General features: G+C 69.9%; 13 protein-coding genes and 1 riboswitch. Of the genes, 5 read left to right on the top strand and 8 right to left on the bottom strand.

Features of this window, described 5'->3' with window-relative positions; genetic code table 11:
• Positions 1-165: 165 nt before the first annotated feature.
• The 3 genes from Aco04nite_RS23065 to Aco04nite_RS23075 form a co-directional block, all read right to left on the bottom strand.
• Complete coding sequence (locus Aco04nite_RS23065) at positions 166-705, bottom strand: FMN-binding protein (RefSeq protein WP_212999336.1); 540 nt, start codon at positions 703-705, stop codon at positions 166-168.
• 16 nt (positions 706-721) lie between these two features.
• Positions 722-2,224 (bottom strand): ferredoxin reductase family protein, encoded by a 1,503-nt coding sequence (locus tag Aco04nite_RS23070; protein ID WP_212999337.1) that lies wholly within the window; start codon positions 2,222-2,224, stop codon positions 722-724.
• A gap of 133 nt (positions 2,225-2,357) precedes the next feature.
• Positions 2,358-3,335, bottom strand: a complete 978-nt coding sequence (locus Aco04nite_RS23075; protein ID WP_244876218.1) for a phosphatidylinositol-specific phospholipase C — start codon at positions 3,333-3,335, stop codon at positions 2,358-2,360.
• 69 nt (positions 3,336-3,404) lie between these two features.
• Between Aco04nite_RS23075 and cbiE the strand changes: the two genes are divergently transcribed.
• Genes cbiE through Aco04nite_RS23090 form a run of 3 tightly spaced genes read left to right on the top strand, consistent with a single transcriptional unit; the run spans position 3,405 to position 6,210 of the window.
• Positions 3,405-4,760, top strand: a complete 1,356-nt coding sequence (cbiE, locus tag Aco04nite_RS23080) for a precorrin-6y C5,15-methyltransferase (decarboxylating) subunit CbiE (protein WP_212999339.1) — start codon at positions 3,405-3,407, stop codon at positions 4,758-4,760.
• On the top strand, positions 4,757-5,500 hold the full coding sequence (gene cobM / locus Aco04nite_RS23085) for a precorrin-4 C(11)-methyltransferase (protein WP_212999340.1): 744 nt from the start codon (positions 4,757-4,759) through the stop codon (positions 5,498-5,500). The genes cbiE and cobM overlap by 4 nt, the downstream gene beginning before the upstream one ends.
• Before the next feature lie 56 nt (positions 5,501-5,556).
• Positions 5,557-6,210: a cobalt-precorrin-6A reductase gene (locus Aco04nite_RS23090; RefSeq protein WP_244876219.1), complete on the top strand. Its 654-nt coding sequence runs from the start codon at positions 5,557-5,559 to the stop codon at positions 6,208-6,210.
• Here Aco04nite_RS23090 and Aco04nite_RS23095 read toward each other — a convergent pair.
• Complete coding sequence (locus tag Aco04nite_RS23095) at positions 6,185-6,715, bottom strand: DUF6114 domain-containing protein (protein ID WP_212999342.1); 531 nt, start codon at positions 6,713-6,715, stop codon at positions 6,185-6,187. The two genes, Aco04nite_RS23090 and Aco04nite_RS23095, sit on opposite strands and share 26 nt — an antisense overlap.
• A 1-nt stretch (position 6,716) precedes the next feature.
• Positions 6,717-7,349: a DUF6230 family protein gene (locus tag Aco04nite_RS23100; RefSeq protein ID WP_212999343.1), complete on the bottom strand. Its 633-nt coding sequence runs from the start codon at positions 7,347-7,349 to the stop codon at positions 6,717-6,719.
• Positions 7,350-7,583: 234 nt separating this feature from the next.
• Between Aco04nite_RS23100 and Aco04nite_RS23105 the strand changes: the two genes are divergently transcribed.
• Positions 7,584-8,351 (top strand): Tat pathway signal sequence domain protein, encoded by a 768-nt coding sequence (locus Aco04nite_RS23105; RefSeq protein WP_212999344.1) that lies wholly within the window; start codon positions 7,584-7,586, stop codon positions 8,349-8,351.
• 194 nt (positions 8,352-8,545) lie between these two features.
• Here Aco04nite_RS23105 and Aco04nite_RS23110 read toward each other — a convergent pair whose 3' ends face one another.
• From Aco04nite_RS23110 to Aco04nite_RS23120, 3 genes are read right to left on the bottom strand one after another with little or no spacing between them, the layout of a single operon-like run.
• Positions 8,546-10,045, bottom strand: a complete 1,500-nt coding sequence (locus Aco04nite_RS23110) for a precorrin-2 C(20)-methyltransferase (RefSeq protein ID WP_212999345.1) — start codon at positions 10,043-10,045, stop codon at positions 8,546-8,548.
• Positions 10,046-10,047: 2 nt separating this feature from the next.
• A complete protein-coding gene (locus Aco04nite_RS23115) occupies positions 10,048-10,665 on the bottom strand; it encodes a precorrin-8X methylmutase (protein ID WP_212999346.1) in 618 nt (205 codons plus the stop codon).
• A gap of 1 nt (position 10,666) precedes the next feature.
• A complete protein-coding gene (locus Aco04nite_RS23120; protein WP_244876220.1) occupies positions 10,667-12,070 on the bottom strand; it encodes a ferredoxin-like domain-containing protein in 1,404 nt (467 codons plus the stop codon).
• 97 nt (positions 12,071-12,167) lie between these two features.
• A riboswitch (cobalamin riboswitch) is annotated at positions 12,168-12,306 on the top strand.
• 29 nt (positions 12,307-12,335) lie between these two features.
• On the opposite strand from Aco04nite_RS23120, the gene cobN reads away from it, so the two are divergent.
• On the top strand, positions 12,336-15,884 hold the full coding sequence (gene cobN / locus Aco04nite_RS23125; RefSeq protein WP_212999348.1) for a cobaltochelatase subunit CobN: 3,549 nt from the start codon (positions 12,336-12,338) through the stop codon (positions 15,882-15,884).
• Positions 15,885-15,889 lie beyond the last annotated feature (5 nt).

Here is a 15,889-nt window from a genome sequence, read left to right on the forward strand (position 1 = left end):
CCGTCGCCATGCCGAGGGTTGAGCCCGTCGCCATGCCGAGGCTTGAGCCCGTCGCCATGCCGAGGCTTGAGCCGGGGTTGCCGGCCGTGCGGAAGCCCAAGCCCGGGTTGCCGAAGCTCCGGGCGGGGAGGTCGCTCGTGCCGCCATCCGGGCAGGGCGGGAGGGTCACGGGGTGGCCTTGTCGATGGCGGCCTGGAGGGATTTGACGTAGGACTCGGAGGTGAAGGTGGCTCCGGAGACGGCGTCGACGTCGGCGCTCTGGGCTTTGACCGTTTCCTCGTTGAGTTTTTTGATGGCCGGGGGGTTGATGGTGGCGCTGTCGGCGGTGGTGGGGTAGGTGGCGTCGGCGGCGGTGATTTTGCCGCCGGTGATTTTGATGGAGACCTGGATGGTGCCGTAGGGGTTCTTGGAGCCGGTGCCCTGGAAGACGCCGTTCTTGAGGCCTGAGCCGCCGGCCTCGCCCGAGGACGAGTCCTTGTCCGCTGAGGCGTCCTTGTCGGAGGAGGATTCGGCGGCCTTGTCCGAGCCGCCCTTCTTCGAGGCCGATGGTTCTGGAGCGGCCGTGTCGTCCTGGCCGTTGCCGGAGAGGTCGATGGCGGGGGGTGCGGCTGCGGTTACGGGCGGCGTGGAGACGCTCAGGCGGACGCCGATGATGAGGGCGGCTCCGGTGAGCGTTCCGACTGCTGCTGCGGTACTGCGTCGCATCACTTACTCCCAGGGCTCAGAATTCGAAGGGGTCGAGGTGCATCTGGCTGGCGGGCACGTCGAGTTCGTGCAGGGTCTGCACCGCGGCGCCGACCAGGCCGGGTGGGCCGCAGAGGTAGACGTCGCGGCGGTTGACGTCGGGGACCAGGCCGAGGAGGCCTTCCGGGGTGAACAGGCGGCGGGGGCCCGGGTCGTTGCGGGAGCCGACGATGTAGCGGACCCAGGCGTCGCGGCGTTCGGCGAGGTCTTCGAGTTCCTCGCGGAAGACGAGTTCGTCGGGGCGGCTGGCCCGGTAGATGACGATGGTGTCGGCGGGCATGTCCTCGAGCAGGGCGCGGATGGGGGCGATGCCGCTGCCGCCGGCGATCAGCAGGGCCCGGCGGCGGGTGCGGCGCTGGGCGGTGAAGGTGCCGAACGGGCCTTCCGCCCAGATGCGGGTGCCGGGGCGCATCTGCGCGAGCAGGGCCGTGTGGGCGCCGACCGCGGTGACGGTGAGGCGCAGCCACTGCGAGTTGGGGGCGGCGGAGAGGGAGAACGGGTGGGACTGCCACCAGCCGTTGCGGGTCATGAAGCGCCAGCGCATGAACTGGCCGGCCTTGGCGGGGAGTTTTTCGAGGTTGCGGCCGTCGATGTAGATCGAGAACGTGTTGGCACCCTCGGCGACCACCTCGGCGACGCGGAAGCCGTGCCGGGAGTTCAGCCAGAGGGGTTCGATCAGCCGGCCCCAGACCAGGGCGGCGATGACCAGGGCGCCCAGGCCGGGCCAGAAGATGTCGGCGAACTTGCCCGAGAGGTTGGCGCCCATCGCGACCTGGTGGCCGTAGCCGAGCAGGAGCACGAGGTATCCGGTCAGGTGGATCAGGTGCCAGAGCTCGTAGTTGAGCTTGTTGCGCAGCGTCCTGATCGAGATGAAGCTGATGAAGACGAGCAGGCCCGTGGCGACCGTGGCGCTGATCATGTTCGGGAAGGTCTTGATCATCGTGAGGCCCTGGTCGACCACGCCAGTCTCGGCGGTCAGGGCGTACCCGTAAATGATGAAGACGACGTGGGCGCCGACCAGCACGACCAGTGATGTGCCGAGCCAGCGGTGCCAGCGCAGCAGGTCGCGGGCGCCGACCCACTCCTCCAGGAACGAGACGCGGCTCATCATCAGCAGCTGGATGAAGAGCACGTAACCGCCGGCTAGCCCGGTGATCCGGCCGATCGCCATCATCAGGGTGGCCGTGTCGTTGACCGCGCCGGCCTCGGTCTCGAAGAGCCACAGCGCGAGGCTGGTGGCCAGACCGGCGAAGAACAGCAGCACCGTGAGCAGCCGGTTGCCCGAGGTGGCCTCGGACGGCGGGCGGTCGTCGGTGGCGATGCTGGGGCCGGAGCCCTGCCAGCCCGTCGGATTCTCGGGCGCCTCGACGATGATGTCGCCGCGGGGCACACCCCGGTTGAGGCCGGGTTCATCCCAGAAGCCCGGAACCTCCCGGGGATCCCGGCCAGCACGCTGATCCTCGAAGGTCTGGAACACCATCGACCTCATCCGCTCGGCAGTCGTCTTCGGCGTCAGCCACCCCCCAGCGGCCGACGTGACGACCGGATCTCGGCTGGCCGTCGAGGTGAAGTACGCGCAGACGTGCGGGAAGGCTCAATCGCGAGCCGAAAAACTAGTTGTAGGAAATGATCTTCTCGATCAGCCCGGAACCGGGGAAGTCCATCATGATCGCGCCGGTCCGGGTGAGGCCGTGTCCCTCATTCAGGTAGATGAGCAGGAACGGATCCACGCCCTGCACGCCGAGCGCTCCGCCGGCGACCTGCTGGGGCTGCGCGAACAGGCTCGACCCGCTGCCGAAGTTGACGTAGAGCTTCGTGGGATCGCCCGCATTGGTGGTGTCGAGGAAACGGCGGACCTGGTCCCGCTTGGTCGCGATCGCACCAATATTCGATACGGAGTAATTGTCCTGGATGTACGTCGACGAACCGTCCGTCCAGGTCGCGAATTGCGCCAGTCCGTAGTGCTCGATCGGGCTGCCGAACGCGCCGTGCATGACGGCCAGCACGACCTTGCCCCGGACGGCGCCCAGCGTCGGCGTCGGCGCGGCGGCCCCGCGGGTGACTGAGGGGGCCCAGAAGAGGCTGGAGGCGTACGAGTCGAAAATGTCCTGGAAGCTCTTCTGGCCGGACACGTCGGTGCAGGAGCCGAGCTCGCCGGTGCACTCCTGCTTCAACCGCATGATCACGGTCTCGGTGGGGTGCGCGGACAGGAAGGCCGACAGCGTGCCGAGGACGTCGGAGAAGTTGGCGTTCTGATAGGTGGCGCCGTGGTGGATCGTGAACGTGTTCCCGCTGTTGACCCGGGCCCGGATGTCGATCATGCGGATGCCGGCGGTGAGCTGCCGCGCGAGCGTCCCCCCGCTGGCCCCGAAGTCCTCCTGCGTCTGGGTGAGCGAACCGCCGAAGATCGACATCGTCTCGTGCGTGCCCGGGATCGACAGGGCGGCGAGCGACTTGTTGTCCGGCACGTTCGCCAGCCAGTCGGGGTGATTCGCGGCACTGAGCGTCCGGTACGACGAGTCAGCGGCGAACGCTGCGCCCGGGAGGAAAAGGACGAAGGCCGCGATAAGTACGGCGAGGGCACGTTTCATGCAGCGAAAGATATCGATCTTTGGGGTACGGGGGAAGAACGTGAAACGGCGGAAAGCTAACGTCACGTGGTGACTGACAACCCCGCCGGGCTCACCGTGGTCGGCATCGGCGCCGACGGCTGGCCCGGATTGACGGGTACGGCCAGAGCAGCCCTCGAATCCGCCGAGGTCATCATCGGCAGCGACCGCCAACTCGCCCTCCTTTCAGCCGGCGAATCTGCGTGGTCGAACGCCGACCCCGATCAGCCGCCGAGCGAGCCGGGCCTGTCGCCGGGCGAGCCGGGCCTGTCGCCGGGCGAGCCGGGCCTGTCGCCGGGCGGGCCAGAGCTGTCGCCAAGCGGGCCAAGGCTGTCGCCGGGCGAGCCGAAGCTGCTCGTTGCGTGGCCGTCGCCCATGCTCCCCGCGATCCCCGGGTTACTCGAAGCCCACAGAAGGCGGCGGATCGCGGTACTGGCGAGCGGCGACCCGATGTTCCATGGCATCGGCGCCACCCTCCGGCGATTCGCGGAAAACGTTCGAGTGATTCCGCACCCGTCGTCGGTGTCGCTGGCCGCGGCTCGGCTGGGCTGGCCGTTGGCTGATGTCGATCTGCTGAGTCTGGTGACGGCGCCGGTCGAGGAGCTGCACCCGCTTGTCCACCCGGGGCGCCGCATCCTCGTGCTCAGCCGCGACGAACACACTCCGGGCCAGGTCGCGGCCCTGTTGCAAGAGCGCGGCTATGCGGACAGCAAGGTCACCGTGCTCGCCCGGCTGGGTGCGCCGGACGAAACGATCATCACGGGTACGCCCGGAGCGCTGGACGAGTCCGGAATTGATCCCCTCAACGTGGTCGCTGTCGAGTGCGGGGCCGGCGGGGCGGCGCGGGCGCGGGTGCCGGGGCTGCCCGATGACGCGTACGAGAGCGATGGTCAGCTCACCAAGCGTGAGGTTCGCGCGGTGACCCTGGCCCAGCTCGGACCCCAGCCCGGCGAGCTGCTCTGGGACATCGGGGCGGGTTCGGGCAGCGTGGGAATCGAATGGATGCGCGCACATCCGGCCTGTCGCGCGATCGCGATCGAGTCCGATCCCGTGCGGGCGGGCCGGATTTCGGGCAATGCGCGCGCTCTGGGCGTACCCAAATTGGAAGTTGTTCTTGGCCGCGCGCCTGACGCCCTGACCGGATTGCGTGCGCCGGACGTGGTTTTCATCGGCGGCGGCGTCACGCGCGACGGGGTGCTCGAGGCGGCCTGGGACGCGCTGAAGAGCGGCGGACGGCTGGTCGCGAACGCCGTGACGCTCGAATCGGAGGCCGTGCTCGCGGCCGGATATGCCAAGCTCGGCGGCGAGCTGACCAGGCTGGCAGTCAGCCGGGCGGCGCCGGTGGGCGGATTCACAGGCTGGCGGGCGATGATGCCGGTCACTATCTGGGCGGTGGTCAAGCCATGACGATCCACTTCATCGGTGCGGGGCCCGGGGCCGCGGACCTGATCACCGTACGCGGCCAGCGCTTGATCGCGGAGTCACCGGTCTGCCTCTACGCGGGCAGCCTCGTGCCCCGGGAGCTGCTCGAAGTGTGCCCGCCCGGCGCGCGGCTGATCGACACCGCGAACCTCAACCTCGACGAGATCATCGCCGAGATGGCGCGGGCGACCGGGGCCGGTCAGGACGTGGCGCGGCTGCATTCCGGCGACCCGTCCGTGTTCAGCGCGGTCGCCGAGCAGATGCGCCGGCTCGACGAAATCCCGATCGCGTACGACGTGACCCCCGGCGTTCCGGCGTTCGCCGCGGCGGCGGCCTCGCTGGGCCGCGAGTTCACCGTGCCGTCCGTGGCGCAGACGGTGATCCTGACGCGTACGGCGGAGCGCGCCACCGCGATGCCGCCCGGCGAGGACCTGGCGACGCTGGGTGCCAGCCGGTCGACGATGGTGCTGCACCTCGCCGTTCAACGGATCGACGCGGTGGTGGCCGAGCTGCTGCCGAACTACGGCGCCGACTGCCCGGTCGCGGTGGTCGCGCGGGCCAGTCGCCCCGACGAGCAGATCGTGCGCGGCACTCTCGCCGACATCGCCGGCCAGGTACGCGCGGCGGGCATCAAACGCACCGCCGTGATCGTGGTCGGGGCGGCTCTCACGGCTTCGCAGTTCCCCGACAGCCATCTGTACTCGACCACGCGATGCCGGGACTGAGGGTTCTTGTCCTCGGCGGGACTACCGAGGGGCGGGCGCTGGCTCAACGCGTACCCGTGATCAGCTCTCTTGCCGGACGCACGTCCTCGCCGTTGCTTCCTCAGGGTGAGGTGCGGATCGGGGGGTTCGGCGGGGTCGCGGGCCTGGCCGACTATCTGCGGGCGGCGGGGATCGAGGCACTTGTGGACGCGACTCATCCGTTCGCCGCAACGATGACCTCGCATGCTGTTGCCGCGGCTGCGCTCACGGGCGTTCCGTTGCTGGTGCTGCGCCGGCCCGGGTTCAGCGCCGTTTCCGGTGACGTCTGGCATCGCGTTCCGTCGCTGGGCGCGGCTGCTTCGGTGCTGCCCTCGCTGGGTTCACGCGTCTTCCTGACCACCGGGCGCCAGGGGCTTTCGACGTTTGCTGATTTGTCGGGAATTTCGTTTCTGTCGCGGTCGGTGGAGGCGCCTGAGCCGCCGATGCCTTCCCGGCTGGACGTGATTCTGGACCGGGGGCCGTTCACGGTTGCCGGGGAGCGGGAGTTGCTGCGGGAGCATCGCATCGACGTACTGGTCACGAAGGACAGTGGTGGTGGCACTGCGAAGCTGGACGCCGCGCGGGCCGAGGGAGTGCCGGTCGTGATGGTGGACCGGCCGCCCCTGCCCGAGGGCGTCGCGACGGCCGCCACCGTCGACGACGCCGTCAGCTGGCTTGGGTCTCGGTCCTGATCCCGGGTTCCGGCTCTCCCGTGGGTTCCGGCGCTCCCGCCTGCCGACGGGATTCCTCGGGTCTATCGGGCGACCGGGATTCGTTGGATGACCGGGATTCGTTGGGCGACGGGGACTTGTGGGGTGACCGGGATTTGTGGGGCGACCGGGATTTGTGGGGCGACCGGGATTTGTCCGGGGACCAGGCGAAGGCGAGTGAGACGCCGATCAGGCCGAGGATGAGGCCGAGGAAGAATCCGCCCAGGTTCGAGGTCAACCATGAGGTGAGCGTGAGCACCGCGGCGACCGAAGCGTAGAACAGTCGCTGGGCCGGGCTGACGATCAGCAGTACCCCGCAGATCAGCAACACCAGCGGCACTATGTAGCCGATCATTCCCTGCATTCCGACGTGGAGAACTACCGGCAGCGGGGCTTTCACTGTCAGCAGGATCTCCGCGCCGGCCAGGGTGACGAACAGTCCTCCCCAGAACGGCCGGGCGTGCCGCCGGGACCACCAGGCGGACATCTCAGCACCCGGTGCTGGTGAACGTCATCCGCAGATGCGGCAGGGTGAACCGGGCCGCCGTCGTGGCGTAGTTGTTCTGCCGCAGGTTGGCGATGTCGACCGTGTCGGCCTGCTGGCCGAAGACTCCCTCGCCGCCCTTGATATAGCCGCCGGCCGGATCCCGCACCTTGTTGAAGGTGCTCGCGTCCCCGCCGATGTCGATGCTCCTGAAGTCGGCGTCGCCGGAGATCAGGTCCGAGTCGACGACGAGGCTGTCGGCCTTGACCGGGGTGTCGCCGTCGCCCGCGGTGATTTTCAGATACATGCCGCCGAGCGAGACGCTCTGGCACAGCTTGGTGAGTTCGGCCTTGTCGATAGCCGAGACGATCACGACGACCTGGCCGCCGGTGTCGCCCTGATTGGGGCTGTTCTCGATCATCGAGTCCAGGGTCGCGAATTGCTCGAAGCCGTCGCCGTGCAGGTGCGTCGCGGTCACCACGAACGGCATTCCCGAGATCGAGAAATTGGCGGCGAGCACACCCTGCGCGGTCAGCGCGAACAGGGCCGTGGTGGTCCCGGTGAGGAGTGCGAGCATCCCGGCGAATCGCTTCCAGCGAACTCCGCCCGCGGGTTTACCAGTGTTTGCTGTGGACATAGGGCCACTCCTTGATCGACATATCCATGGGCCTTGGCGCCATAGCTGAGCGTCAATGTCGGTCAGGCGAAGTTACTGCTCGGTAAGCATCGGGTCAAGGGGTAGGAACGCGGCCATGCAAGTCCTGCGATGTTAAGTATTCGCGTCCTTGACGTTAAGTCGGCGATGGGTCTATAAACCGACAAGCTGGGCGTCGGTGTCGGTTCCACTCCCGCCCCGCAAAGGAGATCCACAGTGCGCGCAATCCGAATCAACACCGCGATCATCGCCGCCCTGCTAGTCGCAGCAACGGGCACTCCCGCCCTGGCCGCGCCCTCGCCTGCCGCTTTCTCCCCGGCTGCTTTCTCCCAAGCCGCCTTCTCCCCGGTGTCTGGGAAAACCGCCGCCGGGAACGCGGCCGCCGGGAGTGCAGCCGCCGGGACGGTGCTGACTGTTGGTAGCGCCGAAGGGGATGCCGCCGCCGTGGGCGACGTGCTCACCGCGGCGGTCGTGGCCGGCACGACGGCCGACTTCAGCACGGCGTCCGGCGGTACGACCGGCATCAAGTGTGCCCAGTCGACCTTCACCGCCGTGGTCGTGGACAACCCGGCGGCCCCCGGCGTGGCGACGGAGTCCACGACGGCGCAGACGTTCGCCTCGTGCACGGCCAACATCCTCGGCGTGACCAGGGTGAACACCGTGACCGTGAACAACGTTCCGTTCGCCACCACCGTGGAGAGCGGCACCGGCACGGTCACCGTGACCGGCACCGCTACCGCCCCGATTCAGACCACGCTCAACCTCGGCACGATCCTGGGCACGATCAACTGCGTCTACCGGGCGGTGGGCAACGCCATCACCGGGCTGTCGTCCAACACGGACAATTCAATCACCTTCACCAACCAGGAGTTCGCAAAGTCCAGCGGCCCGATCACCTGCCCGTCGAGCGGCTTCTTCACCGCCCACTACGCCCCGGTCCTCGACACCAGCATCGACGGCAGCCCGGCCGTCTTCACCAACTAGAAGCCGTCGACCGCAGCCCGGCCGTTCTCATCAGCCGGCCGTTGTCGACGGCAGCCCGGCCGTCTGCACCAGCTAGAAGTCGTTGACGGCAGCCCGGCCGTTTGCGCCAACTGGAAAGTCGTCGACGGGGGGCCGACCAGGTCCCGTTCGGTAACTGAGGCCCGCCGCAGCCTGGCCTCAGTTACCGGACACGGTCAGATCCCGTAGTGGCGCGGGGTGAAGACCTGGCCGCCGGGCAGCACTCGCGTCTGGCTCGATCCGACGATCAGCAGGCAGCGCATGTCGATGGTCGCCGGGTCGAGCTCGCCCAGCGTCGTCACCCGGATCTCTTCCTCCGGGCCGCCGACGTCTCGTCCCACCACGACCGGGGTCTGCGGGTCGCGGTGCTCCAGCAGCACCTTCCGGGCGCTGACCAGCTGTTCCTTGCGGGTCTGCGACGCCGGGTTGTAGATCGCGATCACCAGGTCGGCACCGGCCGCCGCGGTCAGCCGGGTCTCGATGACGTCCCACGGCTTGAGGCGGTCGGAGAGCGACATGATGCAGAAGTCGTGGCCGAGTGGTGCCCCGGCGCGGCTCGCCACGGCCTGCGCGGCGGTCAGTCCGGGGACGACACGGATCGGCACGTCCTTCCACTGCGGGTCCTCGCTGACCTCGAGCACTGCTGCGGCCATCGCGAAGACGCCCGGGTCGCCCGAGGAGACGACCGCGACCCGGCGGCCCCGCTTGGCGAGGTCCAGGGCGAACGCCGCGCGCTCCGCCTCGACCTTGTTGTCGGACGCGTGCCGGCGCTGCCGCGGATTGGCGGGGACCCGGTTGACGTACGTGGTGTAGCCGACCACGTCGTCCGCCTCGGCGAGTGCTGCCTGGGCTTCGGGGGTCAGCCATTCCCGGGCGCCGGGACCGAGCCCCACCACGGTCACCGAGCCGCTCGTCGATGCTGCCGGGGAGCCGGTGGGTGAGACGAACGCGGTCGCCGCCGGGCTGGGCAGCAGCGCGAGGGAGAAGTAGGGGACCGTGGCCGGGTCGATGTCCGCGAGCCGGCCGTAGCGCTGACGGTCGGTGGTGGCTCGTTCGACGTACCAGGCGTCGTCGAGGCGGCCCGCCCGGTCGAGGGCGTCGCGCACCCCCTCGAAGGTGCGGCCCAGTTTCATGATCGCCGCGGAGTCGGTGGTGGCGAGGCGGGTGGCGAGCTCGTCCGGGGGCAGCGTCCCGGGCAGAACGGTCAGTGTCTCGTCGCGTTCCATCAGCGGGCGGCCGAGGACCGCCGACGCGGCGCTCACCGAGGTCACCCCGGGAACCACCTCGGTGACGTACCTGTCGGCCAGGCGTTTGTGCATGTGCATGTAGGAGCCGTAGAAGAACGGGTCACCCTCGGCAAGCACCACCACGTCGCGGCCCGCGTCGAGGTGTGCCGCCAGCCGCTCGGCGCTCGCCGCGTAGAACTCGTCGATCGCGCCCTGGTACCCACCCGGATGGTCGGTCGTCTCGGTGGTGACCGGGTAGATCAGCGGCTCCTCGATCTGGCCTTCCCGCAGGTAGGAGACCGCGATCGCGCGCGCGTTGGACCGCCCGTGCCGCGCGGCGTGGTACGCCACCACGTCCGCCGCCGCGATGAGCCGCGCGGCCTTGACCGTGACCAGCTCGGGATCGCCGGGGCCGAGGCCCACACCGAACAAACGCCCCGGGACCGTCACTGTCACTCCTCCTCCGACGCGAGCGCGTTGACCGCGGCCGCCGTGATGGCACTCCCGCCGCGGCGTCCGCGCACGACGAGATACTCCAGATCGGACGCGGCCAGCGCGTCCTTCGACTCGGCCGCCCCGATGAACCCGACCGGGATACCCAGCACCGCCGCCGGCCGCGGCGCCCCGGCCTCGATCATCTCGAGGAGCCGGAACAACGCCGTCGGCGCATTGCCGATCGCCACGATCGCCCCGCCGAGCCGGTCACCCCACAGATCCATGGCAGCGGCACTGCGGGTGTTGCCGATCTCCGCCGCGATCCCCGGAACAGCGGGGTCACGCAGCGTGCAGATCACCTCATTACCGGCGGGCAGCCTCGTACGGGTCACTCCCGACGCCACCATCTGCGCGTCGCACAGGATCGGCGCCCCGGCCCGCAACGCCTTGCGCGCAGCCGTGACCACGCCGGGACTCCACGCCAGATCCTCGACCAGATCGACCATCCCGCACGCGTGGATCATCCGCACGGCGACCCGGGCCACATCAGCGGGCAACCGGGAAAGATCCGCCTCGGCCCGGATGGTCGCGAACGACCGCCGATAGATCTCCGCCCCGTCACGCACGTACTCCATGTCAGCCTTTCCTCAGCCCAGCCACCAACGCCCCCACCTCGGCAGCGTCGGCCGTACCCCCGCCACGCGGCGACGAGACCAGATATCCCTGCCCCGTGGCCTCCACCCGGACATGCGGCCCGGCAGGACTTCCGCAGCCCCGCACACACCCGACCCAGTGCACCGGCAACCCGTCCCGGCCGGCCACCGCCACGTCATCGCGCTCAGCCACAGCGGTGGCGTCGCCCCGGACATCCGCCAGCGCCTTCGCACACCCCGGTCTCCCGGCGCACGACGTCACCCCGGCCCACGCCGAGTCGGCGGAGACCACGATCCCCGCCCCGGCCAACTTACGGATCCACTCGATCGCCGCGCCAACCGTCAGATCCGGCAGCACCACCCCACGCCACGGGGTGAACACAAGATCAGATGCAGATTCCAATACCTTCAGCTGTACGGCGTCAAGTCGCCCCAAAGGCACCAAAGCCCCCAGCGCCACCCGTCCGTCCCGCTGCTCGAACCGCCCCACCGGCTCGCGCAGAAGGGACCGGACCAGAGCCGGATCAGCCTCATCCAGCGGCACACCCAGCGCCTCGGCGACGAGCGCCCCCATCCGTGCCGGCCCGTCCGCGAGCTCCCGCACCCGCCACGCCCGACGCCCGATCGCGTCACCGGCCCCGGGGTCCGACGCGAGACGGATGAAGGCGTGCGCCGCGGCGATCAGGGCGGGCACCACCTGATCTGCCGCCACCCGCAGACCCACATCCCGGCCGGCGAAAAGAACGGCCCAGAGCCCGCCCGACAAATCGCCCCTCGGCCGGCGGGAAGCCATGCCAGGCGCGCGCGGGGAGAGATCGCCGGACAGGTCGCGGTAGAGATCGCCGGGCTGGTCGCGGGATGGATCGGCCGGTGGGGCCGGGAGGTGGAGGGCGGCGGCGTCGGCTGAGTAGGCGACGTCGCCGGTGCCGTCGTCGAGGGCGAACAGGAAGCGGCCCGGGAGGGCGGCGAGGGCGGGGTCGGCGCACAGGGCGGCGTCGAGGGCGGCGATCGGCGCCGGGTCGCGGATCAACGGCGAGGCGGCGATGTTGCGCACCAGCTCATGGGTCTGTGAAGGCAGTAGGCCGGCGGCCGTGAGGCGGGCCTCGAGTCGCAGGGGTGGGGCGTTGCGCAGTGCGCGGAGCTGGAGGTTGGCCCGGCTGGTCAGCTCGATGTGCCCGTCGCCCCACTCCTCGGCCAGGGAGTGCAGCTCCGCCAGCTGGGCGCCGGTGATCCGGCCGCCGGGGATGCGGATGCGGGCCAGGGGGCCGTCGGCGGCGTCGTGCAGCCGCAGAGCGCCTGGGCAGGCATCCTGCTCGGCCCGGTCGGCTGAGCCCGCGGGCAGGCGGACGGCGCCGGCGGGCGGGCGGAGAGGGGCTGGCGAGGACACGGCCCGGATACTACGGACCGGGACCGACACTTTCCGCCTGTCGGGTGGGATCGGTCGGCATCGTCACAGCGGGGCTCTCACGTTGACTTGGGTGCCGCCCGGTCGGCAGAGTGAGGGTCCACGTGCGGCGATGCCGTGGAGGAAGCCGGTGTGATTCCGGCGCGGTCCCGCCACTGTGACCGGGTGCTGAGACGCGGCGCCCGGGAGTCAGGAACTCCCGTCGCCGTGAACTTCGACCCGGGGCGCGGACCCCGAGGGGAGAGCCGTGTTTCTGCTGCTGTCGACGTCCGACACCGACCTGCTGAGCGCCCGTGCGAGCAGCCATGAGTGGCGGCTGGGCAATCCGGCCCGGACCGCCGTCGAGGATCTGCCCGCCCTCACCGAGGGTGTCGAGCTGATCGTCGTGCGGATCCTGGGTGGGCGCCGGGCCTGGGAGGAAGGCCTCGACGAGCTGCTCGGCGGGGTGATTCCCGTGGTCGTGCTCGGTGGTGAGCAGACGCCGGACGCCGACCTGATGAAGCTCTCGTCGGTTCCCGCCGGGGTCGCGGGGGAGGCGCACGCCTACCTCGCGTATGGCGGGGCGGACAATCTGGGCGCGCTGCACGACTTCCTCTCCGACACGATCCTGCTGACCGGTAACGGGTTCGCCGCGCCGGTGCCCGCCCCCGACTGGGGGGTGCTGGAGCGCACGCCGGCCACGACCGAGGGCCCGACGATCGCGGTGCTCTATTACCGCGCGCACCACATGGCGGGGAACACCGCGTTCATCGAGACGCTGTGCCAGGCGGTCGAGGGCAAGGGCGGGCGGGCGCTGCCGATCTTCACGTCGTCACTGCGTACGGCGTCGGAAGAGCTTTTGACTGAGCTGCGCAAGGCGGACGCCCTGGTGGTGACCGTGCTGGCCGCGGGTGGCACGAAGCCGGCCACCGTCACCGCCGGTGGTGACGACGAGGCGTGGGACGTCGGAGTGCTCGCGGGCCTGGACGTGCCGATCCTGCAGGGGCTGGCGCTGACCAGCAGCCGCGAGGCGTGGGAGGCGAGCGACGACGGGCTCTCCCCGCTCGACGCGGCGACCCAGGTCGCGATCCCCGAGTTCGACGGCCGGATCATCACGGTGCCGTTCAGCTTCAAAGAGGTCGACCCCGACGGGCTTTCCGTGTACGTCGCGGATGTCGAGCGCGCGTCCCGGGTCGCGGGCATCGCCGTCGCTCACGCGCGGCTGCGGCACATCCCGGCGGCGGAGCGGCGCGTGGTGATCATGCTCAGCGCGTACCCGACAAAGCATTCAAGGATCGGTAATGCGGTCGGCCTGGACACCCCGGCGTCCACGGTCCGGCTGATGGCCGCGATGGCGGAGCGTGGTTATCAGATCGGCAACTTCCCGGGCGTGGCCGAGCAGGACGGCGACGCGCTGATCCACGCGCTGATCGCCGCCGGTGGCCAGGACCCGGACTGGCTCACCGAGGAGCAGCTGGCCGCCAACCCGGTCCGGATCAACGGCGACAGGTACAAGGCCTGGTTCGAGACGCTGCCCGAGGATCTGCGCGAGAGCATGGTCCGGCACTGGGGGCCGCCGCCCGGCGAGCTCTACGTCGACAACAACGACATCGTGCTGGCCGCGCTGCGCGACGAGAACACCGTTGTCATGGTGCAGCCGCCGCGTGGGTTCGGTGCCAACCCGGTGGCGATCTACCACGACCCCGACCTGCCGCCGAGCCATCACTACCTGGCGGCCTACCGGTGGCTGGCCGACGAGTTCGGCGCGCACGCGGTGGTGCACGTCGGCAAGCACGGCAACCTGGAGTGGCTGCCGGGCAAGAACGTCGGCATGTCCGCCTCGGACGGCACCGACGCGGCGCTGGGCGACCTGCCGCTGATCTACCCGTTCCTGGTCAACGACCCGGGCGAGGGCACCCAGGCCAAGCGCCGGGCGCACGCGACGCTGGTCGACCACCTGATCCCGCCGATGGCCCGCGCCGAGTCGTACGGCGACGTCGCCCGGCTCGAGCAGCTGCTCGACGAGCACGCCAACATCGCCGCGCTCGACCCCGCGAAGCTCCCCGCGATCCGCGCGCAGATCTGGACCCTGATCCAGGCCGCGAAGATGGACCACGACCTCGGCCTCGAAGCCCGCCCCGGCGACGAGGAGTTCGACGAGTTCATCCTGCACGTCGACGGGTGGCTCTGCGAGATCAAGGACGTGCAGATCCGCGACGGCCTGCACATTCTCGGGGCTGCACCGACCGGCGAGGCGCGGGTCAACCTGGTGCTCGCCATGCTGCGCGCCCGGCAGATGTGGGCGGGCAAGGTCGCCGCGCTGCCCGGTCTGCGGGAGGCGCTCGGGCTCAGCGAGGACGCGTCCACCGCGGAGACCGACGCCGTCGAGGCGCAGGCCAAGGCCCTGGTCAGCGCAATGGAGGATGCGGGCTGGCCGAACGAAGCGGGCAAACTCCACGAAAACCCCGAAGTGGTCAGGGTCCTCGAATTCGCCGCTACGGAAATCGTCCCGCGACTCGAGAAGACCACGGACGAGCTGACCAACGTCCTGCACGCCCTCGAAGGCGGTTACGTCCCGGCCGGCCCGAGCGGCTCGCCCCTGCGCGGCCTGATCAACGTGCTGCCGACCGGGCGCAACTTCTACTCCGTCGACCCGAAGGCCATCCCGAGCCAGCTCGCCTGGGAGACCGGCCAGGCCATGGCGGAGTCGCTGCTCAAGCGGTACCGCGAGGACTACGGCGACTGGCCCAAGTCGGTCGGGCTGTCCGCCTGGGGGACCAGTGCGATGCGCACGGCGGGCGATGACATCGCGGAGATCCTGGCGCTGATGGGCGTACGCCCCATCTGGGATCCTGCCTCGCGCCGGGTCACGGGCATGGAGCCGATCGACCTGGACGAGCTGGGCCGGCCGCGCATCGACGTGACCGTGCGCATCTCGGGCTTCTTCCGGGACGCGTTCCCGCACGTCGTCGCGATGCTGGACGACGCGGTCGGGCTGGTCGCGGGGCTCGAGGAGACGCCGGAGCAGAACTTCGTCCGGGCCCACGCGCTGGCCGACGTCGAGGCGGACAAGACCTGGCGGCAGGCGACCACGCGGATCTTCGGGTCGCGACCCGGGGCGTACGGCGCCGGCATCCTTCCGCTGATCGACAGCCGCAACTGGCGCGGTGACGCCGATCTCGCCGAGGTGTACGCCGTGTGGGGCGGCTTCGCGTACGGCCGCGGGCTGGACGGCGCCGAGGCGCGCGGGGACATGGAAACCGCGTACAAGCGCATCGACATCGCGGCGAAGAACATCGACACCCGCGAGCACGACATCGCCGACTCCGACGACTACTTCCAGTACCACGGCGGCATGATCGCCACGGTACGGGCGTTGACCGGGCGCGCGCCGGCGGCGTACATCGGGGATTCCACGAACCCGGACGCCACGAAGACCCGCAGCCTGACCGAGGAGACCGCGCGGATCTTCCGGGCCCGCGTGGTCAACCCGCGCTGGATCGCCGCGATGCGCCGCCACGGTTACAAGGGTGCGTTCGAGCTGGCCGCGACCGTCGACTACCTGTTCGGCTATGACGCGACGGCGGGCGTGGTCGCGGACTGGATGTACGAGCAGCTCGCCGCGAGCTACGTGCTCGACCCGGAGAACCAGAAGTTCATGACCCAGTCGAACCCGTGGGCGCTGCACAGCATCACCGAGCGTCTCCTCGAAGCAGCCGACCGCAAGCTGTGGGAAGCCCCGGACCCGTCGACGCTCGCCGCGTTGCAGCAGGTCTACCTCGAAACCGAGGGCGACCTCGAGGATGACGATAAATAAGGCAG

It is taken from the genome of Winogradskya consettensis, from assembly GCF_018332715.1.
GTDB lineage: Bacteria > Actinomycetota > Actinomycetes > Mycobacteriales > Micromonosporaceae > Actinoplanes > Actinoplanes consettensis.